Annotated in this window: 20 protein-coding genes and 1 pseudogene; 9 read left to right on the plus strand and 12 right to left on the minus strand. The window is 45.4% G+C overall.

Annotated features, from left to right (window positions below; all coding sequences use genetic code 11):
* Window positions 1-117 precede the first annotated feature (117 nt).
* The 4 genes from VHA02S_RS17405 to VHA02S_RS17420 all read left to right on the plus strand — a co-directional run bounded on the left by VHA02S_RS17405 (window position 118) and on the right by VHA02S_RS17420 (window position 4683).
* Complete coding sequence (locus tag VHA02S_RS17405) at window positions 118-2148, plus strand: TonB-dependent receptor domain-containing protein (protein ID WP_038898034.1); 2031 nt, start codon at window positions 118-120, stop codon at window positions 2146-2148.
* Between the two features lie 88 nt (window positions 2149-2236).
* Window positions 2237-2671 (plus strand): EamA family transporter, encoded by a 435-nt coding sequence (locus tag VHA02S_RS17410; protein ID WP_005449610.1) that lies wholly within the window; start codon window positions 2237-2239, stop codon window positions 2669-2671.
* A 276-nt stretch (window positions 2672-2947) separates the two neighbouring features.
* On the plus strand, window positions 2948-3889 hold the full coding sequence (locus tag VHA02S_RS17415; protein ID WP_005449608.1) for a hypothetical protein: 942 nt from the start codon (window positions 2948-2950) through the stop codon (window positions 3887-3889).
* A gap of 23 nt (window positions 3890-3912) precedes the next feature.
* On the plus strand, window positions 3913-4683 hold the full coding sequence (locus VHA02S_RS17420) for a YfdX family protein (RefSeq protein WP_017818245.1): 771 nt from the start codon (window positions 3913-3915) through the stop codon (window positions 4681-4683).
* A 72-nt stretch (window positions 4684-4755) separates the two neighbouring features.
* On the opposite strand, the gene VHA02S_RS17425 is transcribed toward VHA02S_RS17420, so the two are convergent.
* The 11 genes and pseudogenes from VHA02S_RS17425 to glgX form a co-directional block, all read right to left on the minus strand.
* A complete protein-coding gene (locus VHA02S_RS17425; protein ID WP_038898033.1) occupies window positions 4756-5940 on the minus strand; it encodes a multidrug effflux MFS transporter in 1185 nt (394 codons plus the stop codon).
* Window positions 5937-6566, minus strand: a complete 630-nt coding sequence (locus VHA02S_RS17430; RefSeq protein ID WP_038898031.1) for a recombinase family protein — start codon at window positions 6564-6566, stop codon at window positions 5937-5939. Before VHA02S_RS17430 ends, VHA02S_RS17425 begins: the two co-directional genes overlap by 4 nt.
* Window positions 6567-6754: 188 nt before the next feature.
* On the minus strand, window positions 6755-6991 hold the full coding sequence (locus tag VHA02S_RS17435; RefSeq protein WP_009702792.1) for a hypothetical protein: 237 nt from the start codon (window positions 6989-6991) through the stop codon (window positions 6755-6757).
* Window positions 6992-7298: 307 nt separating this feature from the next.
* Entirely contained in the window at window positions 7299-8444 is a 1146-nt protein-coding gene (cfa, locus tag VHA02S_RS17440; protein ID WP_038898030.1) for a cyclopropane fatty acyl phospholipid synthase, read from the minus strand.
* A 7-nt stretch (window positions 8445-8451) separates the two neighbouring features.
* The gene (gene asrC / locus VHA02S_RS26255; RefSeq protein ID WP_005449588.1) at window positions 8452-9453 is read right to left on the minus strand and encodes a sulfite reductase subunit C; all 1002 of its coding nucleotides are present in this window, start codon (window positions 9451-9453) and stop codon (window positions 8452-8454) included.
* 12 nt (window positions 9454-9465) lie between these two features.
* Window positions 9466-10266 carry an anaerobic sulfite reductase subunit AsrB gene (gene asrB, locus VHA02S_RS26260; RefSeq protein ID WP_005449587.1) on the minus strand — a complete coding sequence of 267 codons (801 nt, stop codon included), beginning with the start codon at window positions 10264-10266 and terminating at the stop codon, window positions 9466-9468.
* Window positions 10266-11302, minus strand: a pseudogene (gene asrA / locus VHA02S_RS17455) (anaerobic sulfite reductase subunit AsrA). The gene asrB and the pseudogene asrA overlap by 1 nt, the downstream one beginning before the upstream one ends.
* Before the next feature lie 25 nt (window positions 11303-11327).
* Window positions 11328-12119: a uroporphyrinogen-III C-methyltransferase gene (gene cobA / locus VHA02S_RS17460; RefSeq protein WP_038898029.1), complete on the minus strand. Its 792-nt coding sequence runs from the start codon at window positions 12117-12119 to the stop codon at window positions 11328-11330.
* Complete coding sequence (locus tag VHA02S_RS26200; protein WP_009695888.1) at window positions 12119-12274, minus strand: hypothetical protein; 156 nt, start codon at window positions 12272-12274, stop codon at window positions 12119-12121. Before VHA02S_RS26200 ends, cobA begins: the two co-directional genes overlap by 1 nt.
* 254 nt (window positions 12275-12528) lie before the next feature.
* On the minus strand, window positions 12529-14250 hold the full coding sequence (locus VHA02S_RS17465) for a sensor domain-containing diguanylate cyclase (protein WP_080640354.1): 1722 nt from the start codon (window positions 14248-14250) through the stop codon (window positions 12529-12531).
* A 252-nt stretch (window positions 14251-14502) separates the two neighbouring features.
* Entirely contained in the window at window positions 14503-16470 is a 1968-nt protein-coding gene (glgX, locus tag VHA02S_RS17470; RefSeq protein ID WP_038898027.1) for a glycogen debranching protein GlgX, read from the minus strand.
* A 446-nt stretch (window positions 16471-16916) separates the two neighbouring features.
* On the opposite strand from glgX, the gene VHA02S_RS17475 reads away from it, so the two are divergent.
* The 5 genes from VHA02S_RS17475 to VHA02S_RS17495 all read left to right on the plus strand — a co-directional run bounded on the left by VHA02S_RS17475 (window position 16917) and on the right by VHA02S_RS17495 (window position 23858).
* The gene (locus VHA02S_RS17475; RefSeq protein ID WP_005449575.1) at window positions 16917-18194 is read left to right on the plus strand and encodes a maltoporin; all 1278 of its coding nucleotides are present in this window, start codon (window positions 16917-16919) and stop codon (window positions 18192-18194) included.
* Window positions 18195-18294: 100 nt separating this feature from the next.
* Complete coding sequence (locus tag VHA02S_RS17480; protein ID WP_038898026.1) at window positions 18295-19104, plus strand: MalM family protein; 810 nt, start codon at window positions 18295-18297, stop codon at window positions 19102-19104.
* A gap of 328 nt (window positions 19105-19432) precedes the next feature.
* The gene (locus VHA02S_RS17485; RefSeq protein ID WP_017189880.1) at window positions 19433-19939 is read left to right on the plus strand and encodes a hypothetical protein; all 507 of its coding nucleotides are present in this window, start codon (window positions 19433-19435) and stop codon (window positions 19937-19939) included.
* A gap of 86 nt (window positions 19940-20025) precedes the next feature.
* Complete coding sequence (locus VHA02S_RS17490; protein ID WP_038898025.1) at window positions 20026-21648, plus strand: alpha-amylase family glycosyl hydrolase; 1623 nt, start codon at window positions 20026-20028, stop codon at window positions 21646-21648.
* Window positions 21649-22238: 590 nt separating this feature from the next.
* Window positions 22239-23858 (plus strand): endonuclease, encoded by a 1620-nt coding sequence (locus VHA02S_RS17495; RefSeq protein ID WP_038898024.1) that lies wholly within the window; start codon window positions 22239-22241, stop codon window positions 23856-23858.
* Between the two features lie 48 nt (window positions 23859-23906).
* Here VHA02S_RS17495 and VHA02S_RS17500 read toward each other — a convergent pair whose 3' ends face one another.
* Window positions 23907-25343: an aminotransferase-like domain-containing protein gene (locus VHA02S_RS17500; protein ID WP_005449570.1), complete on the minus strand. Its 1437-nt coding sequence runs from the start codon at window positions 25341-25343 to the stop codon at window positions 23907-23909.
* Window positions 25344-25350 lie beyond the last annotated feature (7 nt).

Raw genomic sequence — 25350 nt, forward strand, 5'->3', positions numbered from 1 at the left:
TTTGACATAATCGTAATAACTTCGGCAAATGCTCGGTTGCTTGTCTTCGTTAAATAAAGGCTATTTAATGCGAACCATTATCATTATAAGTTCCATTAAAGTTTATAGGTTTTTACCATGTCGAAGACGACTCCGTTTGCGCCAAAACCATTAGCAGTGGTGATCGGTGCGCTATGTACTTCTTTTTCTGTCTTTGCTGATACAACGCCAATCGAAGCTGATGAGCAGCTTGTTGTAACAGCAACTCGTACCCAGATGGAGCTGAAAGACGCACCAGCTTCTATGTCGGTGATCACCGCTGAAGATATCGAAAACGATCCGGGCATCACGCTGGCAGACATCGTGTCTAATGCAACCAGCGTGGAGTCAGACTTCGACAGCACACGTGCCGGTCGTCAGCAAATTTCTATCCGTGGTATGGATTCTAAGTACACATTGATCATGGTAAATGGTCGTCGCATGAGTTCAGCAAGTGCGATTGTACGTGGTAACGACTTTGATCTTTCTGCGATCCCAATGGATTCAATTGAGCGAGTAGAGATCATCCGTGGTCCTATGTCGGCGCTTTATGGTTCAGACGGCATGGGCGGTACGATTAACATTATCACCAAGTCGCCAGACAACGATTGGAGCTCACAGCTTAGCCTAGATAACACATCGCCGAATGATGGCAATGGCGGTCAAGAATACACCGTAGGTTTGACTACATCTGGCGCTCTGATTGACGACACACTATTTGCTCGTTTTTCGGTTTCTCAAACTAGCCGCAATGCATGGCAGCCGTACACAGGAATTAAGAGCGTGAAAGGTCAAGATTACGACCGTTCAGAAATTACTGCTCTTGAAGGTCGTGACAGTTTAGCGATGTTCGGTACACTTTCTTGGCATTTGGCTGATAACCAATTCATCGATTTAGATCTTGGTTACAGCGATGATGAACGTGATACGGCGGCTGAAAGTGCAACGACTGTGCTTTACTCTGAATCTCGCGTTAAACGTAATAGCCAAGCGTTATCGCACACTGGGTTTTGGTCTTGGGGTGATACGCAAGTTCGTTACTCACGTGAAAACGTAGAGAACATTGAAGCGGCAAACGATGGTGCTGATTCAATTGAAGAGCTGACACAAATCTTTGAGGCGTCAGCAACGACTTATCTAGGTGAAAGCCACACAGTAACCTTTGGTGTGGATTACCAAACTAGCCAACTTACGAACCCTGAGCATATTAAGGGCAACAAAGCAGAGGCATACCAAGGTGCCGTATTCGTTCAAGACCAATGGGAAATGACCGATACGTTGACGGCAACGATTGGTGGTCGTTTGGATAAGCACGAACACTACGGTGAAGAGTTCAGTCCGCGTGTGTACCTAGTACATCAAACAACGGATGATTTGGTATTGAAAGGTGGTGTGGGTAAAGCGTTTAAAGCACCAACCATGACGCAAAACCATCCAGACTTCTCGATGAACAGCTGTAAGGGCAACTGTAACATCGTAGGTAACGAAGATCTGGAAGCAGAAACCAGCGTTAACTATGAGTTCTCGGCATTGTACAGCGGTCGTAACTGGAACCTAGAAGGTGCGGTATTCCGTAACGAAATCGAAAACCTGATCGAACAAATGGATATCTTCTGTGAAGTGGGTACATGGTCGAGTGCGGTGATGAGCTGTATCGATGACAATGGTGACCCTATCGATCGTGAGTTGTCTAACCCGTACAAATCTTACCAAAACGTATCAAAAGCGGTAATTCAAGGTGTGGAGCTGACCGGTAGCATTCAGTTTACCGAGCAATGGGCGATGTCAGGTAACTACACTTATCTGGATACTGAAGATAAGTCGACAGGTGAAGAGTTGAACGAGCGTTACAAGCACTCTGCGTTTGCACGATTAAACTGGTACCCAACTCAAGATTTGAACCTGTTTGCTAGCGCGCGCTACCGTGGTGAGCGTAAGATTGATTCAGAGTTAACTCAAGATGCTTACACCACAATGGATCTAGGCACGGTTTATCATGTGAGCGATGCGCTGCGTATTCGTGCGGGTATCACTAACCTGACTGACGAACGTGTATCTAAAGAACTAGAGAACATCGGCTATGTAGAAGCGCCACGTACTTACTACGTTGGTATGACGGCAGACTTCTAAGCTCTGGTGAGACACTGATTCGAACACATGGCGTTGTAGTATACTCTGCAACGCCTTTTTTGCTTTTAGGGATGAATGGGGAAAGGCAATGCTACAAACTTCTTGGTTATTTTGGGCGCTTATGTCAGCTGTGTTCGCAGCGATGACCGCAGTATTGACCAAACTGGGTGTCGCCAATATCAACTCAGACTTGGCGACCTTTATTCGTACCTGCGTCATCCTTGTTTTAGTCGGTTTGATTGCTTACGCGACTAAGCAATTCAGTGCCATAGGTGAGATCTCGACCAAAGGTATGGTGTTTTTGGTGCTGTCGGGCTTAGCAACCGGCGCATCATGGCTGTGTTACTTTCGCGCTATGTCATTGGGGCAAGCTTCTCAAGTTGCACCTATCGACAAGCTGAGTGTGGTGTTAGTTGCGATCTTCAGTGTGGTTTTGCTGGGAGAGAAGCTCAGTATGGTTAACTGGATGGGGATTGGCTTGATCACCGCTGGCGTGATTTTGGTAAGCCTGCAAAGTTCTTAGTTGAAACCTCCAACATGGTTTGAAAATAACAGCGCCTACTTTGTTTAAGTGGGCGTTTTATTTTGATTTTCCAAGTATAAAACTGTCCAACTCATTACCCAACAGAGACACAGCGCGGACGGCATTGTATATAATTAATTAGGATTGTTGCGCATTTGCTCAAGCTAATGTTGAAAAGCGTGTGATTTACCATCAATGAAAGTGATGGAGTAAAAGTTATCTGTTTTCTTCTCTGTAGCATCTTAGTAAAATCTGCGGGCAACTTGGGAGTATTACATGAGTTATAAACACACCTATTTAGCTTGGCAGGCACACAACGTTAGTGCTGAAGAGAAGCTGGTTCTTCTAAAACTATCGGACATCGCAAGCGCAGATGGACAAGCATCGTTTGTCTTGCGTGATATTACACAAGAGTGTCTGTGCGAAGAGTTCAAGTTAAGTAGCATCTTGTTTGCTTTATCGCAAAAAGGTTTGCTCGCGATGGGGCGAACCACACGCGAAGGCAGTGTAGAGAGACATTCATGTCAGCTCACATTAGACTCCGATTCTCAATCTGCGCCTCAACCATCGGTACAACAAGCCGCGCCAATGACAGAGAAACCGTCGATCACGACGTTAGAAGGAGCTGGCTTGCCGCAATGGGCAAATAAAACATGTGATTTCTATAAGGTTCCGGCAAGCTATAGAGACGATGTTTGGCGTGAATTTATTCGCCAAAATGGTCGGGGCAATGTCAACATTTCAAGGTTGGAGCGCAATTTTGAAAACTGGCTTGAAGAAAGTAAACGAACTGGGCGTTTAGAAAAACTAACCAGTAACCACCAAGCCGAAGAACCAGCAGCGCCAAATAGTTATCGAAGCGTTGAAAGTAGCAGTCGTCCAAATAGTGGTTATCTCAACTCCTACGATCTCGATGAAAACACAATTCCAAACTGGGCGGAAAGAGAGCTGCACCACTCTGCTTTAGATATGGATTTACGTGTATTCTGGAAAGAGTTTGTGTTGTACCAAAAAACGCAGGCAAACTTCATTGGTCCTGTTACCCAATTCGTCAACAAGTTAAGATATTCGATTAATTTGAAGAAGCAGTGGATGGAAAAAGATCGCCAAAAACAAGCGAGATATCAACAGCACAGCAGTGCTCGAGATAAGCATGTCAGCCCTTCTGAAGAATTTAGACAATTTTTGAGAGAGCAAGGCAAGAAACCATCCTTCTAATTGGACCCAAAGAGATAGAAGCTATGAGCTATTCTAAAAAACCAAAAAAAGTGGACTTTTCGTCATTCGAAAGTCGACTTCGTGAACTTGGTATTGAAGCTAACGTGGATCACTTGAACAAAGATAAAGTATCTACCAGTCAATCTCTTACTGTGAAAAATGAACCTAGCACAAGCTGGGAGCAACCCATTGTCTCTGAACCTCAGCCGACGTTTTCTGAGCAAGCGCTTGTCGTTACTCAAGAAGCGAGCGATCGATGCAATGAGGTGTTTGGTACGCTCTTTAGTATCTATGAATCAACATGGGTGCAAAGCTACGGTAAACGTCCAACAGGTCGCTTTTTAGATTTCGCGGATTCGCTTACAGATAAAGAGCTAGTGCGAATTATCCAGCACTGTCGCGAGCGTCTTCAATCGGGGGACCGATGGCCGCCAATTATGGGTGAATTGGTGGTATTGAAAGATTTACCAACGGAATCTGAGTTGGAGGATGCGTTAAACCGAGTCGTGGCACGTACGCCAAATGACGATATTGAATTGTGGTTAATGCAAAGCAAGTTCTACGAGCTACGTCGACTGCCTGAGCATCTGATTTTAAAGAAATTCCGTGAATACTACCGTCAGGCGATGAAATTGCTTGAGAAAGGAAAGCTCACGACAGCACCTATTGCTTTACCGACTCACTCGGTGAAAAGCATGACGGACTTAAAGCGTGAAGAATACGAACATGAGCACGGTAATAAGCTGCATCCTCGTATTCAAGCTATCTTAGACGCAAAGAAAAATAACGATTAATTTGTTCCTGCTTTAAAAAACAAAAAGACAAGCTAAGCAAAATTAACTTGTCTTTTTGTTTATCTATCCTTGCTATTGCTCTGAAGGCTGCTCAGTTGCAAAGCCTCGCAAGATATTGGTCAATGTAATTGTCGCGAATACCACAATCACTAACGACAAGTGCCACGCTTGGCTCAAACCGAGCTGCACGAGCGCCATACTGACCAAGGATGACACCACCATTTGACCACCGCCCGACATGGCAGCCGCCGCTCCTGCTTGCTTCTTGTATGGCTGCATAACCATGGCTTGAGCACAAGGTAGAGCGATCGCATTGCCTAAGATCATCAGCAGTTGACCAAGCATCAAATATAGCGGTTCGACTGGGCAAAAGAACAGCCACACTGCGGAGCTTAGGTGCAGGATAGGCGTCGCCAGTAGCATCTTCTTCGTGCCGATGATTGGGCGCACACGGTTACAAATACTGGTGCCGCAAATCATGCCAAATGCAGGAATCAGTGCCCACATCGCGTATTGATCAGATGTCATGCCAATTTGGTTTTGCATGATAAAAGGCATTACCGAAACAGTGGTGATCATCAAGCTGAAGTTAAGCCAACCGATACTGGCAAAACTCATGAAGTAACGAGAAGTCAACAGATCACGATATTGCAGCAGCATTTTTTTCGGTGATGGCAGTGGGGAGGTTTGTGTGATGGTCTCTTTAAAGCGCACCAATATAACAATCCAAGCTAGTGAGACGTAACCGAGCAGTGAAATAAACACCATGGTCCAGCCGAAGTGGGCGTTAATGAAGCCACCAATAACGGGGGCAACTAATGGTGTGATAGACGCAGCCATTGCGATGTAGGAAAGGGCGACAGGCAGCTCTGGTCCACTAAAGCGGTCACGGGTGGATGCACGAGCTAATACGGCGCAACAACCTGTTCCCAGACCTTGCAGAAAACGCCCCATCACCATACCAGTGAAGGTAGTGCTGAAGAAGATGATCATCAACAGGCCGAGCATAGCAATCAACAAGCCGGTCAGTAGGACTTTTTTACGACCTAGTGCATCAGATACTGGGCCGTAGATAAACTGAGAGGGACCGAATCCAAGTAAGTAAACACTTACCAATAGCTGAGCTTGGTCGAGGGAGATATCAAAGTCTTTCGCAATCCAAGGCAATGATGGAAACACCAAGCCCATGCTGAGTTGACCAACGCTGATGATCAAACAAGCTAGCAAGATGGTTTTAAATTCGAATGTTCGAGTCATGACTTTTCACCATCACCGCGGCGACGTAGGCTTCCTTCTTCATCGAACTGATTCAGCTTGGCTTTCACCCGTTTTACCGTCGATAGGCTCACATCACATTGCTCTGCGACACTTTGGAGCGTGTTTCCTTCCAACAATAGCGTCGCGATGTGTTGATGTTTTGCTTTATCTGCCGGACGGCCTCGGAATTTCTGCTTCCACATCTGTGGATTGTCTTTGAGCGCCTTGCGACCTTGTTCCGCGGCAAATAGACGGTGTTGAGTTTGGACTTGCCCATAGCCAGAAAGCAGTGAGATCAAGGTTTGTGTTTGTACCGAACCTGGTTCAAAGGTCAACGGCTCACAAATCGTTTTTAGGGTGACGCCTTGATCAAGTAGAGCTTGTATTGTGTTTAATGCTTGGTTGAAATCGCGCCCAAACGCGGTTAGCCACCAAAGTACGACAGTGTCACCGGATTGAACGGTGTTGATGAGTTGCTGAAAAGCGTGTCGTTCTGCTGGTGGTGTGCAGCCACGTACTTTGTCTTCAAAGTGAACGGCTTTAGGGGCAAAAGTTCGCAGAGTGTTAAGCTGTTCGGGGTAAGCTCGATTCTTTGGTGAGTGGCGCGTATAGAGAAAGGTGTTCATGATCGCGAATTGCCTCGTCTGAATGGGTCATATACTGTAATGGTCCATAAATATACACTGGTTCATTTGTTCTCACAACACCAAATGACCCATATATAAGGTAATGATTTTTTATCTCTATGATACATAAATGAAAACTAGCCGAAGAAATTGGCTAGTTTTTTGGGAAATGAATGAGTTTGGCGGGTTTATCGCAATAAGAAGTAAGGCGTATTAACGTAAGCGTGTCCCGCTGATATCGCATAAGGCAGTACGACTTTGCCAACGGAGACTGCGGTGTTGACCAGTGGTTGAACGTTGATATTGGCATTCATCAAAGTAGGACGAACGTTGGGTGCCAAGCGATAGTGACCGGGCGTTGAAACGCACCCAGGAAGTGTCGATGTAAACAGTAGTGCGATGATGATTGATTTGATGGCTTTCATAGTGGTGACTCTCAAAATGGTATCTTGGCTCTGGTTTTGTTTGTTGGGATGAGCCTTGGTTGAGAGGAAGATTGCCTGAGTCGAGCGAACGGCACCATCAATGCTCAACAAGTCATAGCGCACAAGACTAAAAGTAACACTAGACGTTACTAAGTATTAGTTTTTGCGAGGAGAGTCACTATAAAAGCTCCCTAAATGGGACTTTTCGGACTGTGGAAGTGAACTGTAAAAAAAGCCAGAATGAAACCGCCCATTCTGGCTTGGAGCCAAACGAAGGTGCTCAAAACACAATCTGGAGGCAGATTGCTTACATGGAACGTACGGTCAGTGGACGACGGCGACCAATCTTAGTTAGGGCGAGTTGCCATAGGCTCAAATCTCGTGAGCGAAAGGCGCCAGCACAGCTGAGTAAGTAGTATTTCCACATGCGGTAGAAATCTTCACTGTAATCGCCTTTGATTTGATTCCACGATTGTTGGAAGTTGGAGAACCAGCACATCAGGGTTTTGTCGTAGTCTTCACCGAAATTGTGCACATCTTCGATGTTGAATCGATCTTCCATTGCCTCTGCGAGGTTCTTCATCGATGGAATGACACCATTTGGAAAGATGTATTTCGAGATCCACGGGTCCGATGCGGTAGTGCTGTGGTGTGAACCAATGGTGTGTAGCAAGAACACGCCATCATCTTTCATGAAGCGCTCTGCGCACTCGAAGTATTCCGCGTAGTTCTTCGGTCCCACGTGTTCAATCATACCGATAGAAACGATGCGATCGTATTGTACGGTGGGTTTGAACTCGCGGTAGTCCTTCAAAATGAAGTTCGCGACTACGCCATTTTCTATCGCCAGTTTGCTGCCGAGCTTCTTCTGTTCTTTGGATAGAGTGAGACCATCGCAGATAACGCCATACTTCTTCGCTGCGTAAATCATAAAGCTTCCCCAACCACAGCCAATATCGAGAATACGCATCCCTGGTTGCAGATCGAGCTTGCGACAAATCAAATCCATCTTGTGCTCTTGCGCCTCATCCAGTGTCGAAGCTCGATTCCAGTATCCGCAGGTGTAAGTCATGCGTGAATCGAGCATCTTTTGGTAAAGCTTATTGCCGATGTCATAATGGTGCGGTACATCGAATTTACAGCGCTCAATGCTCTGCGGGTTAACCCAGCTTTTCAATTTTAGTTTCGCAGCGGAAGAGGCAAACTTGAGTTTTTCAGCCAGCCCCAGTTTGCCTTCAATGTCGTTTAAAAGTACGCGTTCAAAGAACTGATCCAAGCGACTGCAATCCCACATCTTGGACATGTACGCTTCCCCTAAACCCAAGGAGCCTGACTGCATCACAAGCTCATACACTTTTGGGTTAAATACTTGGATATCCCACGGATTCGAGCCGTTAATGGTAATACCTGCCGGGGCTAACGCCTCTCTAAACATTTCTTCTAGTTTGTTCATATTATGCCTATTTCACGTGCATGTTCGCTACGTATTCATCTTCTGCCCAATACATACGTTCGGCGACTTTGGCTTCTGGATTTAGGCTAACGCCATCTAAGACACGCTCTCTAAAACGCAAGTAGCCGCCTTTATCGATCAGATGTCCCATGTGAAGGTAAATCGGCTTACCGCCCAACATCTCTTTTTCAAATTCGAACAGATTGTCGATGACAGGGTGTAGGACGTCTTCCGTTACCCAATTGAGGAACATCTTGCCAACGCGAGGGGTCTTCTTCGAAGTTCGACCGCCCAGTTTGACCATATAGAATTGTTTTGGATCTCGACGCCAAGCCAGTGTCGGACAAGCAAGCACACATTCGCCGCAGCCAATGCATTTGCTTTCTTCCTTCACCGCTTTACCGTCTTTGAGTGACAAGCAATCTACTGCGTGGTGCGCACAAGCTTTGACGCAAGCACCACAACCAATACAGCGATGACTTTCGAAATTAATTTTGGCGATACCGAAGATGCCGAAATCTGCCATATTGGCTTTGGCACAATCGTTCGGACAGCCTGCCATGACCATTTTTAAATGGTATTTACTTGGGTAAACGTGACGCTCCATTCGCTGTGCTAAGCCAGTGGTATCGGTATTGGCTTTCTGGCAGATTCGACTGCCCTGACACGCGACGATATTACGCCCACCAATCGACTGATAACCTGCTTGTGTGTCTTCGACATCAATGCCGCACGTATCGACGGTGATGTCTTTGATGAAGGGCTCCAGCGCTTTGTTGACCTCTGGAATATCTTCATAGCGAATACCGGGCATCGCCAGTTTTTGTCGCGTGGTGAGGTGAATAACACCATTGCCCCACTTTTCGGCGATCTCTTGCGCAGCGCCGAGCAGGTAAGCAGGCATAATGCCACCTGGAATGCGTACGCTGATCATGCACTCGCCACGTACTTTCGATAGGCGGTAATCGCCATTGGCGCGCATTTTGATGATATCTACGTCCATCGTCATTGTGATTCCCTCCTAATCGATCATGGTTCTGGCGTGGTCATAACGGAAAACCGGACCATCCAAGCACACGTACTTGTCGCCAATTCGGCAGTGGCCGCATTTACCAACTGAGCAAGCCATTCTGCGTTCGTAGTCGACCCAAATCTGGTCCTCTTGAATGCCTCTGGATAAGAAGTCCTGCACGACGAACTTAATCATGATCGGTGGACCCACTACGATGACGCGGATGTTTTCCTTGTCAGAGAGATCAAGTTTGCTGATGTGTTCGGTAACTAAGCCGCTTTCATAGAAGTGTTCGTCGCCACCGTCATCCAAGGTGGTGATGACGTGATTGGAGTAAGACCAATTCAGCAAGTCGTTCTTGTACAACACGGCATCTTGGTTTTTGAATCCGAGGATCAAAGACATTTTCTTCACATCACTTGGGTTGTTGTGAAAGTAGTTAATCAGCCCTTTAACCGGAGCAACGCCAGTGCCGCCCGCGACCACAATGAGGTGTTTATCTTGGTACTCTTCCATCGGGTAGCCATTGCCCATTGCGCCGCGCATCATCACGCGATCACTGGCGTTTAATTGGAACAGCTCGCTGGTTACCTTGCCGACATTACGTATCAGCAAGTCGACGTAACCTAAGCCGTAATCGGAGACGGAGATAGGTGCTTCGCCCACAAGGGATAAACCCACTTCGACAAATTGTCCGTAGTGCACCGGAAAGTCGCACGCAACGCGAAAGTTCCATTCCAGTTCGGTGTGCTTTTCGATATGAATAATCGGGTAGCTTTGCGGCAGCATTTTGTTTTCACAATCGCACATTAGAGCGCCTCCTCTACAATCGATGTCATCTTGTTGATGATGTTGCTAAATGAGATGTAGTGAGGGCATCGGTCGTCGCAGCGCCCGCATCCGACACACATATGGTGTTCGCCTTGGCGAGACTTAAAGTCGTTGACCTTGTGTAAGGCGCGATAACGTAAGCGCTCTCCAGTTTTATGACGGAAGCTGTGACCGCCTGCCATATCCGAGAAGCCATCAATCATGCAACTGGCGTGTTGGCGGCGACGTTCACCCACTTTGGCTTCTTGGTTGTAAACCACATCAAACACGTTGAAGCAGGCGCAAGTCGGGCATGAGGAAGTGCAGCGACCGCAACCAATGCAGCGTGAATCGTATTCTGACCAGACTGGATGACCGAGTAACACTTCGCGTACTTTAGCCGGATCATCGCAAACCGAATCTGGCGTACGCACTTTGACAGGATTGGACTTGACGAAGCTGACGCTGTGCTCAACGTCTTTGCCTTGTGAAAAGTAGGGCGCTAGCTCTGGATCTTTAATAGTGACAATTGCGCCATGCTCACTAAATTGAACTGAAGCTGCAAAGTTGTCCGTTTTATTGGTGCCCATGGAGACACAAAAGCAGTTTTCGAAACTTTCGCTGCATTCAATCAGTACGAGTTTGAGTTTCTGGCGCAGACGTTTGTAATAGAAGTCTTCGTGACCGCCGTTTTCTAAAAACATGTAATCAAGGCTTTTGAGCGCATTGATGTCACAAGCTCTGAGAAACAGAAACACAGGACGCGCATCGACGCTGGATTCTCGCAACTCGTCGGCGTTAAACCAAAACAGGGTTTCGGTAATTGGGAAGACGATTTCTTTGGGTGAGAAATGGCTTTTCTCTTTCCACTCCAGTTGATCGTATGATCGTAACGTTCGAGTTCTTGGTAATCCAAATTTGGGGTATGGGCAAAACGACCTGCGTATTCTTCATAGACGGGCGCCATCACCTTATAGCTCTGACGTAACGCCTCGATCGCCGAACCCATTTGCTGAGTAGTTAAAAACTTAGGCATTGTTCTATCTCGTTATTTTCAAAAACTAATGAATCGTGCGTTCTAAACAGGGCTCGGCGGTGGACTCAAACCACTCCAGTGACTGTGAAAGGGAAACCACGTCTCCCACCACTATGATTGCTGGCAGTGGTGGTTTTTGCGCTTTGCAGGTTTCATACAGTCCAGCTAAGGTAGTGACGATCTTGTTTTGATTTTCTCGTGTCCCATTGCTGACGATAGCGCAAGGTGTATCTGGCGTGAGACCGTGAGCAATCAGGTTGTCTGCGATCGCTTCTGCTTTGTGTAGCCCCATGTAGAAAATTAGGGTGTGGTCGATGGCGGCAAGTGCGCTCCAATTTGGTTCGCTAGCATCATTACAGTTTCGACCCGTTACCAAGGTGACACCCCTCGAAACTTGTCTATGAGTGACCGGTATCCCCGCATAAGCACAGCACCCGAGCGCTGCAGTTACACCCGGCACAACTTCATAGTTGATACCTTGTTGAGCTAAATAGGTCGCTTCCTCACCGCCTCGACCAAATACAAACGGGTCGCCCGCTTTTAAGCGACATACCGTCAGACCTGTGATTGCGTAGCCCTTCATCATTTGGTTGATTTCTGCCTGAGTTTGCGAACACTTACCGTAGTGTTTGCCTACGCAGATTTTTAGGGTTTTTCGTGGAATTACATCCAAGACTTCTTCCGAAACCAGATGGTCATAAAGCACAACATCAACGCGATTGAGCAGACGAAATGCTTTAATGGTGAGCAGTGATGCATCGCCTGTGCCCGCCCCAACCAAATAAACCTGACCATAAGATGGATTGGATGCCTTCATTAAAAAATACCCCAAATCAATACAACGAATAGGATGGCGGCAATGAGCCAATAAAACACTTGATGAACGTTGTCGCTAATCCAACCTAGCTCCTCTAACATCTCGTTAGTCAGGTCTAAATTTATTTGCTCTATGTAATCGTCCAGTTCTTTCATTTTCAATTGGCTTCATGCAATCCCCTGATGCATTTAAGGTTATTGGTGAGAGCCGTTAAGTTAAATCAAAGAAAAATAAACACCTGTTCAGAACTGATTAACGAGAGGGTGTTTGGGGGCAGAACTTGAGTCGGTTAAAAGACGGGAAAGAGAAAAGGGGAGTGTCAGTTTTTTTGATTTAACTGACTGTAATGAAAATAAAAAAGCCAGAGCGATGTTTGCTCTGGCTTTGCCGTTTTTGGAAAAGAAAAGCGTTATGCTGCTTTTAGGTGGCAGACGCGATTCTTGCCCAATCTTTTTGCTTGATAAAGTGCTTTGTCAGCTTGCTCCACCACGTGATGGTAACTGGTTTCTAATGGTGTAAATCCAACACTTGCCGTAAATCGCACATCGCCACAACCCAAAGTGAGATGGCTTCTTTGCAGCACCGTTAGGAAGTTATCCAGTTGGTGTTTGGCATCGAATTCGTCATTGGCTTGGAACACGATTGCAAACTCTTCACCACCATAGCGCGCTAAACAAATCCCTTTTGGTTTAGGGAAACAGTCGCGCATCACTTCAGCTGTTTTTTGGATGACCAAATCGCCCACTGGATGACCGAATTTATCGTTGATGTATTTGAAGTTATCAATATCGACCATCGCGATAAAACGGTTCTCTGAATGAAGCTCTCTCGACACTTTTGCAGCTAAACACGCTTTATTTTCGAGTTGCGTCATTGGATCTTGATGGCGTAAACGGTCATGCAATTTGAGGTTTGCCAACGCCACTTGGGCGTAGTTCTGAATCAAACTGAGCACGCATTTGTAGGTTGGGAATCGGCAACTGACGTAAGTCACCCCAAGCAGTTCTCGTCCATCAAACAACGGAATGCAGTAGTGGTTACTGTTGATCTTGAGCTTTTTCGTCAACTCGTCGCCGTACTTCTTGTTGCGGTAAGTCAACGCACTATGAGAAAAACGCGCCGCGAGTTCGGCATCGTTTAAGACGAGCTTTTTGTTACCGTGATAATCGAGGGTGTAAAAGCTGTAATTCAAGCTGTCGTATAAACAGAACTGTATGCCTCGGTGATAGCAGAAACGATCCAAAACATGCTTGAGTTGGGTTTTGAACTCATCAACGCTCTCAGTGCCATTTAGGCGTGCGAGTGACAAATGCAGTTGGTAAGTGAGGTAATTGATACCAATCGCTAGAGCTAATAAAGAAGCAATGACACCTGCAGTAAGAGTAAATGGATAACTGTTGTTGAGGATGTCGGCGCGGTCTGTGCCCGCCACAAACACCCAGTTTAATCCGTTGTCTGCGTCGAAGACCGAAATCTTAAAGTTATCTTGGTAATAGTATTCATGTTTACCAAACAACAATCCTGCGGCTACTTTCTCGCTAATGCCACCGTGATAACTGACAGAGTTATCGCCAATTCGGCTTGGATCAGGATGGAACACCAAGCGTTCGGTGTCTCTGTCTACGACAAACACATAGCCTTTGTTCAAAGTTTTAAGACCGCGTAGCTGCTGAGTCGTATGGAGGAGATCGAACTCTAACCAAAGTTGGTGTTTGAGGTCTGGGTTGTCATGTTTGATGGCAAATACCCAGCGTTGTTGCGGGTTTTGGTATAGCGAAGAGATGGAAAATTTATCACTGACGGTATTCAGCTTATGCCATAAGATCTTGCTGATATCCGCTTGTTTTACCTGACCAGAAAGACCATAGGCAATGTTACTATCTGTCGTGGTGTAGAGAATGTTGGAGTACTGTGGTGAGTAATCGATGATGCCTTGGCTTAGCTCATGAAAGTCAGGATCATTAAGGTCTTGCTTGCTCGTCTTTAGTGCGGTTTCTAGTAGATAGAATTTGCTGAAAGCCGCTTCGATTTGGGAGTGGATCAGCCGCTCGGCGGTGATGATATTGGTTTGAGATTGCCGATAAACCATCGACTCAGAATCAACTAACTGAGCATAAGCCAGATAGACCATAAATCCTGCAAGAAGTAGCAGGTAAGGCCGCAGAATACGGATTAAGAATTTAGGTAAAGCCATGGTGCCAAATTACGTTGTAGATATTATAAATGTGATTTGGCTAACGATATTAGATTAGTTTCATTATTGCATCAATGCGTATGGTGTGTTCTTTGACCTGATTGATGGATATCTGCTCGAAACGTCCATAAAACAAACCCAGCATGCAGCTGGGTTTGTAAGAACTTGTAGTAATGAACGGCGAATCCGTTAGGCTTCTTGCTTTGGGTTATAGTGCAAAATTGCCATCGAAGTTGGAGACAACAAGACTTCTCCTTCCGCATGTCCTGGGTTTAGGTTACGTACGTTGGTATCACATACTGTAACCCATTCTTGACCACGCTCACTTGGCAGCTTGAAGCGCGCTGGTGCATTGGTTTGGTTGATCAAGTAAACCAACTCTTGCCCTTCTTTACCAATGCCTAAATGCAGCGCTACTGAGCTTAAACGGTTCCAATCGTCATGTTCCATCAAGCTGCCATCAATACGACGCCAGAAGATGCGGTTGTTATTACGATTTTCACCACTAAAAGCGCGAATGAATGGCACCATGTATTGATTACGGTTTGCCACCATTTGTGAAATCCATGCTTTGAAATCTTGCTTGCGCTCAGATGTCGCCCAGTTCAACCAGCTAGTTTCGTTATCCTGACAGTAGGCGTTGTTGTTGCCACCTTGCGTATGGGATAGCACATCTGCAGTCAGGATATGAGGAATACCGAACGCGAACAGCAAGCTAGCAATCAGGTTGCGTTTTTGCTTTTCGCGTGTGGCGATGATCATTAGGTTTTCGGTTTCACCTTCAGCGCCATAGTTTTCCGAGCGGTTATCACCATGACCGTCACGGTTCTCTTCGCCGTTGGCTTCGTTATGTTTTTGCTTGTAAGACACGAGATCTTGCAAGGTAAAACCGTCGTGATATGTGATGTAGTTGACTGTGAGTTTGTAAGGCCAGTTCGCTGCGCTGTAGATATCACGAGAGCCCATCAAGCGCGTCGCAAACTCTTTTAGGTAACCTTGATCGCCGCGCCAGAAGCTGCGGGAGATGTCTCGTAGTTTGTCGTTACACTCGTTCCAACCAAATGGGAAGTTACCCACTTGGTAGCCATTAGGACCGATGTCCCAAGGTTCTGCAATAAGCTTTGTCTCGCGAAGAACTGGGTCTTGCGCGACCGCTTTAAAGAATGCCGCTTCAGGGTTGTAATCGTCCCCTTGGCGACCGAGTGTTGCAGCCAAGTCAAAACGGAAACCATCAACTTTAAATTCGCTCACCCAGTAACGCAGCGTATCCATAACGAGGTTAAGTGCTGGCTGATAAGTCAGGTCCACCGTGTTGCCACAACCAGTGAAGTTCGCATAGTGAGGACCATGCTTGATGTAACAGCGAGGATCGAGTGCTTTTAGGTTGAAGATAGTCGGACCTTCACCGCCTTCCGCCGTGTGGTTGTACACGACATCAAGAATCACTTCGATGCCGTGCTTGTGCAGCTCTCGAATGGTAGTTTTGAGTTCTGTGACGGCATCTTTTTCGGCATAACGAGGATCTGGCACCATGAAAAGGTAAGGGTTGTAACCCCAATAGTTCACCTTATCCATCTTAAGCAAATGCGGCTCGTGCATACACGCAGCAACAGGTAGCAATTGCAACGTATTGATGTTTTGTTGTTTGTAAAACGCCAACATCTCAGGTGACGATAAACCTAGGTAACGTCCTCTGTCATCACTTGGGACCTCTGGGTGTTGTTGAGTTAACCCTTTTACGTGGGTTTCAAATAACACCATCTCTTCTCTTGGTATGCGAGGGTGATCGGTGTCTTGCCAATCGAAGTGATCCTCGATAACGACACATTTAGGCATATCAAAGCTTTTTGCAGGAGAGAAAGGAGGTTGGTAGTGGAGGGCTTTATCAATCGACTTTGCGTAAGGATCAGAAATCAGCAAAGGTTGGTCTTGATGCGTCACCACATAGCCATACTTCTGCCCAGATTTAATGTCTGGAATAAAAGTATGACGAATACCTGCATATTCATTTGGTAAGTCGTGCAGTGCATAGCTGCCGTCTTCTGCAAAGAGCGCAAGTTGAATGTCTTTACTGCTTGGCGCATGAATAGCGAAGTTACAACCTTCTTTATTTAGGGTTGCACCAAGTGGGTAGGGGCGAGAGTGAAGTCGTGTCATCAGAGATACTTTTTTTAATATTTATTGCTACCTTTAAGAAACTATAAGTAAAAAACTTTGTCTTACTTAGGTCAACCACCTTAGAACGAAAATTATCACTGTAATTAAATTACTTTCTACGTCCTATTTTTGACGAAAATATGAAATGGCTATCACTTTGTAGCCACTATAAACCGAAGAAACTTACTAATTCCTCCCTAGATTGGTGATCTGACTCGAAAAAACACCATTCGGTAATTTTTCTCATCCTTTCTCATCCCCCCTAAATTAGTTTGGGGTGGAGGACGTCATCCTTGTACGCCTTGGGTAATCTTAAGACTGTTGAAACAAACGGGGACTTGTTCCCATCTTACCTCTCTTTCTTTAGGTGCATTTTTACTGCCTATATTCACCTAAAAGAGTGAGCAGGGAAGACAGAATTATAAATACCCTTAATGGAGTTAAGAATGAAAAAAGTAAGTGTAATTGCTGCTGCTGTTGCTGCAACTTTAGCTGCTGGTTCTGCTTTCGCAGTGGATTTCCACGGTTACATGCGTGCTGGTGTTGGTGTGAGCGCTGATGGTGGCCAACAAGTAACATTTGAGAAGAACAAAATCGGTCGTCTAGGTAACGAAGGCGATGTATACGGTGAAGTTCAACTAGGTAAAGAAGTTTACAACAACAACGGTAAAACGTTCTACGTTGACTCAATGTTCGCAATGACTTCTAACGGTTCAAACGACTGGGAAAGCACTTCGGCTAACTGTGGTCTAAATGCTAAGGGCGACAAAGTAGAGTGTGTTGACGATGCACAATTTGCTCTACGTCAGTTCAACGTTCAAGCTAAAGGCGTTCTAGACTTCGCTCCAGAAGCAACGCTATGGGCTGGTAAACGTTACTATCAACGTCACGATATCCATATCTCTGACTTCTACTACTGGAACATTTCTGGTGCTGGCGCTGGTATCGAAAACATCGAAGCGGGTCCAGGTAAACTATCTCTAGCATGGGTACGTAACGACCGTAGCGACATCACTGACCCAGGTAACGACGGTAAAGCTGCAAACGTAAACACACTTGATGCACGTTACGCAGGTCTTCAACTATGGAACAACGCTTCTCTAGAGCTAGGTCTTAACTACGCACTAGTTAACGAAACTGACGCTGCGCCAAACAGCACTAAAGATGCAAAAGATGGCGTAATGTTCACAGCTGAATTGACTCAAGGTCTAGATTCAGGCTTCAACAAAACTGTAGTTCAGTACGGTACTGAAGGTTACTCTAAAACAATGGCGTTTTACGGTGACGGTAGCTGGTACGGTGCAGAAGCGAAAGATGGCGCATCTGGTTACCGCCTAATCAACTGGGGTGTAATCGGCATGGGTGACAGCTGGGAAATGGGTCACCAGTTAGTATACGGTGTTGGTGAAGAAATGTGGGCTGGTCAAGACAAGTGGGAAACTATGTCTGTAGTCGTTCGTCCAATGTACAAATGGGACGACAACCACAAAACTATCTTCGAAGCGGGTTACGCGATTGATGATAACGACGGTGACGAAAACAAATACGGTAAGCTAACAGTTGCTCAAGCATGGTCTGCTGGTTCTAGCTTCTGGGCTCGTCCTGAAATCCGTCTATACGCTTCTTACCTAACAGCGGATAAAGCGGACAACTCAAACACATTCGACAACGGTCGTTCTGACGATACATTCCAGTTCGGTGTACAAGCGGAAGCTTGGTGGTAATCATCTAACCATTAAGTCCTAAATTGTCCTAGAATGATACAGCCAGAACCTATCTGGCTGTATTTATTTCAAAAACAATAACGAGTCGAGGTAGACGGTAATGAAAAAATGGCTTGCTCCCGTGCTGTTGGGAATGTTGGCTACGGGTTGTTCTTCTGTAGAACAAGTAGACATGAGCCCGAAAGGTCAGCAACAAGTGATCACGCAGTCGGGTGATATTCAATGGGTACCAATTGATGTACCTGCGGTTACTGAGTTCGCTTTGACTGATAAAAGCCAAATGCTATTAGATGGTAATAGCGCAGGCGCAATTGCAGCGTTCGCTCTACCGGGTAATCGCGGCAGTCTCGATATCAAACTAGAGACATTCGTAAACAAGAACCTAGAGTTCTATGCACCAAACGTCGTTGTAATGAATGCGGCGGGTGAACCTATTTACCAAGCAGATTTTTCAAAGTTTGAGTACGTGCCAGCAAAACTACTGGATAACGATAAGTTCGTACTTGAAATGAATGTAATTCCAGACATGACAGGTAACGATTTGCATGTGTTGGTTTACACCACTTCCGATGATCTAAAAGGAAGTTCAGAAGTTCTTCACCCTGCAAAAGCCTTCGCACTGGCAAATCACACTCAGCCGCCAGATATTGCAGATCCTCAAGCGAAACACAGCCCACTTGGTCAGTTCCGCTTCTCAGTATCCGCGAACGATATCGTGAATACTAAAATTGTCACGAAAAACGACAATATCCCACAAGGTACGGATTTAACCAGCTACTACCACAGCTCGATTAAAGCAGCGGTCGCGGCTAATGATATTCCGAAAGCACTAACACTGCTTGATGAAGCGAAAGAATTGGGCATCGAAGGTGCACAAGAAGTATTTGTGAAAGCAGTAAATACAAAATAATTAAAAAAAGGTCAGCGATATGCTGACCTTTTTTATTACTCTATTTGAGTGTTTAAAACTCACCCCTACATATAGTTAGCTTATTCACAAATTTATTTGTTTTACTTTGTTTTTTATATTTAACAGATCAATAATTAAATTGTGTTCCTAACCTTACTCGTCATCGATTAGGAAATAATTAAACCTATCAAAGTAATCTGGCTCAGCAAGATATAGAATAATATTCTTTATCGGTGGTTCGATATTTTGTTCTTTTTAAATATTAAACTTTTACCAACTTGGTGAGTTTTTATTTACTTTGGAATATTAAAAAGGAATTAACGTGAAAATGAACATGATGAAAACATCACTTGCTGCTGCCTTACTTGTTGCTCTTGCTGGTTGTCAATCAACGGCAGAACCAGAAGCGGCGGCTGAGCCTATTGTTAATCTATCTCAAGATGAAGTCGTCGCTTTTATGGCGGCTTGTGATAACCCAGATAGTACGGCGAAAGGTCCAATTTCTAAGCCACTGTTTGTTGTTGGTACGTTTGCTGATTCAGATTGGAAGCATGTACCTCAACGCCAATACACTTATAAAGGTAATAACTTCTACCAAGTTGTGACGCAAGAAAAAGTAGGCTCTTACAAAATGCAGTACGCGACAGAGTTGTGGTTCCCACAATTTACTGCGAAAGGCAATCGAATGAACGTGGGTGAATTAACACCACTGACTTTCGGTGGCTACGGAACGGATACAGCGGTTGATATTAAAGAAGATGGTAAATATGTTTGGAGTCTTCAATTTGAAGGCGAAGGCAAACCACTTCATGTAATGGTTAATAAGTGCCAATAATATTCCATTTCGTTATTTAGATTTGCTTTTTTTATTAACCCCTACATGGAGAACGTGTCGGGGTTAATTTTATTTTGGAGAGTTTAATGCACAATATCCGATATAATAAACTGCTTGGTAAATCGCTTATTGCGTTGAGTGTTGTCGGTGTTTTATCGGCATGTAATTCCTCTGGCGGCAGTGATAGTGGCAGTACACCACTTCCAGATTCGAGTTATGCTTGCCAAACGAATGTGATGGAGCAGAGTAATCAGCTTCGCACGTATCAGATCATGGTTGAGAGCTTTGTCGATGGTGATTCAAACATAGGTCATGGGACCGGATATGGTACCAGTCATCACAATGGCGACTTACAAGGCATCATTGATTCCCTGGATTATATCCAAGACTTAGGCATGAATGCGATTTGGTTGACGCCAGTTTTTGAGTCTCAAGCGATTACGGGACAAGATCACTGGGCAGATCGCTTGGATGCAACGGGTTATTTTGCTACGGATTATTTTAAGATTGATCCTCGCTTTGGCGATTTAGAAACGGCAAGAACCTTAGTTAATGAGGCACACAAGCGTGGTTTGTATGTCTTTTTTGATGGCGTATTCGGTCACCACAAAGATGGATTGATCAAACCTTCTCCGTCTGGCTTGCTGCCTACTGGTGGTAGTAATCCTGTTGATTATCCTGCCAGCTTAGACTTCTACAAAGAAGTGGCGACCTATTGGGTGAAAGAGCTGAAGATCGACGGCTGGCGTTTGGATCAGGCGTATCAAGTACCAACGGATGCATGGACACAGATCCGCAAAGCCGTCGATGATGCTTCGCAAAGTGTGACTTACACAAATGCTGATGGCAAAGACGTTAACCCTCTTGGCTATATGGTTGCAGAGATTTGGAAGGGCGAATCTGATATCGCAAGTGAAGCGTATGGGTCTGCGGATGAACCCGCGTTGTGCTCGGCGTTCGACTTCCCAATGCGTTACCGCATCGTAGAAACGTTAGCGGTAAATGAAAGTGGCGTGGGTGGGCGAGGTGTTGATTGGTTGGATAATGGCTACCAAACGCACAATCAGTATCCATCCCATGCGCAGCCAAACTTAATGATTGGCAACCACGATTTAGTTCGTTTTGGTGACTTACTTCAACGCGGTGGTATGGCTGATATTAATGACGCCGAGTATTGGCAACGTCATAAGGCTGCGTTTGCTTTCCAAGCGGCTTATACCGGACCAATTACGCTCTACTACGGCGACGAAATTGGCGATCAAGTTGATGGGTTTGCTGCGAAAGAAGACAATAACACCTGCGCCGTGCGAGGCGTGTGCGATGACCATGTCGCCCGCAGCAGCGCTAAGATTGAGGGTGTGACAGCAACCTTGGATGCAAATCAAGTTGACCTAAAAAATTACGTTAAGTCTTTGATGGCGATGCGTGCAGCTCATCCTGCCCTGTATCAAGGTTCTCGCGTTAACTTAGCGGCGAGCAATGGTAGTTATGTCGATCTGAAAAAGTCTGGCAGTGATCAGGTGTTGTTTGCGCTTAATACATTAGAAAGCGCTCGAAACGTTATTTTGACCGAGGCGCAAGTGGGTAGCTCTCAAGCGCTGGTGGACTTGCTAACGAACCAAACAATCACACCAAGTAATGGGCAATACCAGATCCCAATGTCCGCACTACAAGGGCGATTCTTTAAAGTAACGCCGAGTGTGCAATAGCATCTAAGGCTACTTGCTCATTAGTATTTTATTTCTATCCAAAGCCAAGTGCAGTCTTCTACCCCCATAGAGACTCACTTGGCTTTTTTTGTACGTTTTAGAAATCATATCCCCAGCTAATTCCGAGATGCTTGGCTCAGCGAGAGTGATTTAGTTTTGTAGACGTGGCGGCGATTTAAAGGTTTAGTTCTTCTAAATCAAGAGCCGACAACAAAGTATACAGGATAAGGTCTTACTGTTTGCAAAGAGTGCCCTTCGGGAAACAGGGAATCCATGACAACGCTCTGAATCCTGCATCTTGAAGTTAATTGGGCATGACAAGCTCTGTTGTTTCGATTCCTATCTCTATCTCTATCTCTATCTCTATCTCTATCTCTATCTCTATCTCTATACGCATGTTCTATCTTACTGTTTTATATCGAACAAACGATGCTATCCAAATCGAGAAACAGTACGCAATTTGTGAGATGCTCTGCACGATAATGAGAATATTCACATTCGTGCAACGTAAAATTGTGAGTTAACGCTTATTTATATGTGATCATTATGTTTATCTTTTCTTGGATTTATATAACCAATGGAAAATTATAATGAAATCCATAGCGAAACCCCTCTTTATCCTACCTTTGCTTTGCTCTCCATTCGCCTACAGTGACGTCATCAACGGTGACTTCGAACAGTGGAATGGCAATACGCCAACACAATGGACTGTGATTGACTCTGGTATTGCGGTATCTCCCACTAGTAACCAAGTGCAGTCCGGTGGTTTAGCGGCGCAAGTAGTCGTGAATACGGGTACCCAAAGCAACACGGACTTTCTGCAAACCATTAATGTGGAGCAAGGGAAAACCTATCCATTTGCAGTGTCTGTTTATCACACTGAAGGCAATGTTAAAGCGCGTCTGATTGTTGATGGGTACCATGGTTATTCAAACCCTAAGCAAACCAATCAATGGCAACAGCTCACACACAGTTATACCGCATCATCAAATAAAACCATTAACGTTGGTCTGAGATTCTATGATGAATCGGGCTTTGATGGCTCTGAAGTAGTGTATGTCGATAACTTCCTACCTAACCAAAGCGGTGGAGGTACTCAGCCTCCGGTTGAAAGCTGTAATGATAATGAAATCCAACTGACTTTGACGACTGATAGTTACGGCTCAGAAACCAGTTGGGAACTGAAGGACAGTCAATCAAAAGTGCTCTTCTCTGGTCAAAGCTTCGACTCTTCTAAAACCTATGAAAAGACCATGTGCTTAACCGATGGTGACTATCAATTTACCATCAATGATAGCTACGGTGACGGCATTTGTTGCAGCAGCGGTAACGGCTCGTACGCTTTGATGCTTGGTCAAAAAACGCTTGCTTCGGGTGGTGAATTTACTAAAACGCAAACCACCAGTTTCACGCTTGGTGAAACAACTACACCACCGGTCGTCGGGGAATATTACAAAGCGGCGGAAGGCAAAACAGGTTTTGCATTGAAAACGGCGTTGTTCAATATCATCAATAACCACACTGGTCGTGGTTACTCTGCGATTTGGACATTGGTGAAAGATGCCGATCTGGACAACTACTATGAAAAAGACGGCACAATCCTAGACATGTACTCAGAAAAACCATTGGGTAATGATGCTGTCAGCTTTACCAAAGTGACAGATCAGTGTGGTCAATACAAAGCTGAAGGGGATTGCTATAACCGCGAACACTCATTCCCGAAAAGCTGGTTTGGTGGCAAAGTTGAACCAATGAACTCAGACGGTCACCATTTGTTTGCGACCGATGGTTATGTGAATGCTAAGCGTAGCAACTGGCCATTTGGCGAGGTGGGTAGCAGCACTTATGTTTCTAATAATGGCTCAAAATTAGGCTCAGCCAGCACATCTTTGGGCTACTCAGGCACAGTATTTGAGCCAATTGATGAGTTTAAAGGTGACTTCGCTCGTGCTTACTTCTACATGGCAACACGATACGAAAACGTGATTGGTAATTGGGAAAAGAACTCAAGCAGTTCAGACGCTGTACTAAATGGCACAAGCACGACGGTATTTGAACCATGGATGCTTAACATGCTTAAGCGTTGGCACAAAAACGATCCGGTGAGCGCGAAAGAAATCAATCGTAACCAACAGGTATTTGATTTCCAGGGTAACCGTAACCCGTACATCGATCATCCGGAATTTGTCGAAATGGTTTGGGGTAACTAATCTCGTCAACAGACCCTAATAAAGCCGTCCACTTGGGCGGCTTTGTTTTTATTGGGCGAACTTCGCGATGAGCTTGGCGAGGGTTTCCATAGCTGGCTGCCAGTTTTTTTCAGCTCCGAAGTTCGCCACACTGAGGCGGATACAGTTTTGGTACTGCCCCTGCGTGCCAAATACAGAGCCGGGTAGAATACTGATCTTGTGTTCATTACAGGCTTGATAGAGCGCGTAGCTGTCAGTTTTTGGTGGTAAGCGTAACCAAAGTAAGAATGAGCCTTGTACTGCATTGATTTGATAATTATTTTTTAATTCAAAGTGCACGTCTAAACATTGATTTAGCATTTGCAAATATCGACGGACGTTTGCTTGGTACACGCGACACATTCGCGCCGTATGCGTGCGATATTTCCCCGACGTCAAAAAGGTCGCTACCGCTGATTGCATCAAGTTCAAGCTGCCCATGTTTTCACACAATAAATACTGCTCGACCTGAGCGCGATAACGCCCTGCCAGCATCCAACCAATGCGAAGCCGTGAATCGAGCGTTTTCGATAAAGAATTCACATAGATCACTCGTTGTTTTTCATCCAATTTTCGTAGGCTTGGCAAAGTCTTATCGAAGCTCAACGCACCAAATACATCATCTTCAATGATGGGAACGTCTCCAGAGACCGCGAGTAGCTGCTTTCGTCTTTCAAGTGGCATCAGAGAGCCGGTTGGATTGGTAAAGTTCGGTGTGACGACAATGACTTTGATCTCCCATGTTGCCATTGCTTTTTCTAGTGCGTCTGGGTCCATACCATCTCGGGGGCAGCTTGGGATCTCAACCACTTGTAAACCAAGCGATTCAAGCATTAATAAGTTACCGAAATAGCACGGTGATTCGACAGCGACAATATCGCCGGTTTGTGTTGTTGCTCTTAATGCAAGGCTGATTGCTTGTTGGGCACCATGGGTTACCAGAAGATCGTCAACATTCGCAGGGGTTCCCAGATCTTGAGTGATCTTAGCCAACTGTTTGATCAACAAATCATCGCCTGGTGGCAATTGATAATGGCTGGATATATGGCTTTGCTGGCGACTATGGCGACCAATTTCGGCATACAGACTTTTGATTGCTGGGGCATCAATATTTGGGTGTGCAGAACCAGTCGGAAGCCGCTCTTGATACTCAGGGTAAGTGAGGATTTGCTTACACACGGAAAGTAAATCCACACGCGTAGGCTTGGCGATCTTGGCTTCACTTTGTTCCGTGGGTTTTACGCGATAACCGGATTTGGGCACAGAATAAACCATGCTTTGCGCTTCCAGCTCTTGGTAGGCACGGATCACCGTGTTTTTACTTACTTTAAGCTCGGTGCTTAATAGACGGATGGAAGGTAACTTATCGTCCGGTTGATAGACCCCATTACTGATCGCTTGTTTGAGGTGATGCTCGACGATCAAGTACTTATTCGCATCAAGCGTACTGATTAAATCTGTACCCATAAAAACA

It is taken from the genome of Vibrio harveyi NBRC 15634 = ATCC 14126 = KCTC 12724 (assembly GCF_001591145.1).
In the GTDB taxonomy this organism is placed as follows: domain Bacteria; phylum Pseudomonadota; class Gammaproteobacteria; order Enterobacterales; family Vibrionaceae; genus Vibrio; species Vibrio harveyi.

Coding starts and splice junctions, on each gene's coding strand:
- VHA02S_RS17405 (WP_038898034.1), top strand. CDS start 118: ATGTCGAAGACGACTCCGTTTGCGCCAAAACCATTAGCAGTGGTGATC.
- VHA02S_RS17410 (WP_005449610.1), top strand. CDS start 2,237: ATGCTACAAACTTCTTGGTTATTTTGGGCGCTTATGTCAGCTGTGTTC.
- VHA02S_RS17415 (WP_005449608.1), top strand. CDS start 2,948: ATGAGTTATAAACACACCTATTTAGCTTGGCAGGCACACAACGTTAGT.
- VHA02S_RS17420 (WP_017818245.1), top strand. CDS start 3,913: ATGAGCTATTCTAAAAAACCAAAAAAAGTGGACTTTTCGTCATTCGAA.
- VHA02S_RS17425 (WP_038898033.1), bottom strand. CDS start 5,940: ATGACTCGAACATTCGAATTTAAAACCATCTTGCTAGCTTGTTTGATC.
- VHA02S_RS17430 (WP_038898031.1), bottom strand. CDS start 6,566: ATGAACACCTTTCTCTATACGCGCCACTCACCAAAGAATCGAGCTTAC.
- VHA02S_RS17435 (WP_009702792.1), bottom strand. CDS start 6,991: ATGAAAGCCATCAAATCAATCATCATCGCACTACTGTTTACATCGACA.
- cfa (WP_038898030.1), bottom strand. CDS start 8,444: ATGAACAAACTAGAAGAAATGTTTAGAGAGGCGTTAGCCCCGGCAGGT.
- asrC (WP_005449588.1), bottom strand. CDS start 9,453: ATGACGATGGACGTAGATATCATCAAAATGCGCGCCAATGGCGATTAC.
- asrB (WP_005449587.1), bottom strand. CDS start 10,266: ATGTGCGATTGTGAAAACAAAATGCTGCCGCAAAGCTACCCGATTATT.
- cobA (WP_038898029.1), bottom strand. CDS start 12,119: ATGAAGGCATCCAATCCATCTTATGGTCAGGTTTATTTGGTTGGGGCG.
- VHA02S_RS26200 (WP_009695888.1), bottom strand. CDS start 12,274: ATGAAAGAACTGGACGATTACATAGAGCAAATAAATTTAGACCTGACT.
- VHA02S_RS17465 (WP_080640354.1), bottom strand. CDS start 14,250: ATGGTCTATCTGGCTTATGCTCAGTTAGTTGATTCTGAGTCGATGGTT.
- glgX (WP_038898027.1), bottom strand. CDS start 16,470: ATGACACGACTTCACTCTCGCCCCTACCCACTTGGTGCAACCCTAAAT.
- VHA02S_RS17475 (WP_005449575.1), top strand. CDS start 16,917: ATGAAAAAAGTAAGTGTAATTGCTGCTGCTGTTGCTGCAACTTTAGCT.
- VHA02S_RS17480 (WP_038898026.1), top strand. CDS start 18,295: ATGAAAAAATGGCTTGCTCCCGTGCTGTTGGGAATGTTGGCTACGGGT.
- VHA02S_RS17485 (WP_017189880.1), top strand. CDS start 19,433: ATGAACATGATGAAAACATCACTTGCTGCTGCCTTACTTGTTGCTCTT.
- VHA02S_RS17490 (WP_038898025.1), top strand. CDS start 20,026: ATGCACAATATCCGATATAATAAACTGCTTGGTAAATCGCTTATTGCG.
- VHA02S_RS17495 (WP_038898024.1), top strand. CDS start 22,239: ATGAAATCCATAGCGAAACCCCTCTTTATCCTACCTTTGCTTTGCTCT.
- VHA02S_RS17500 (WP_005449570.1), bottom strand. CDS start 25,343: ATGGGTACAGATTTAATCAGTACGCTTGATGCGAATAAGTACTTGATC.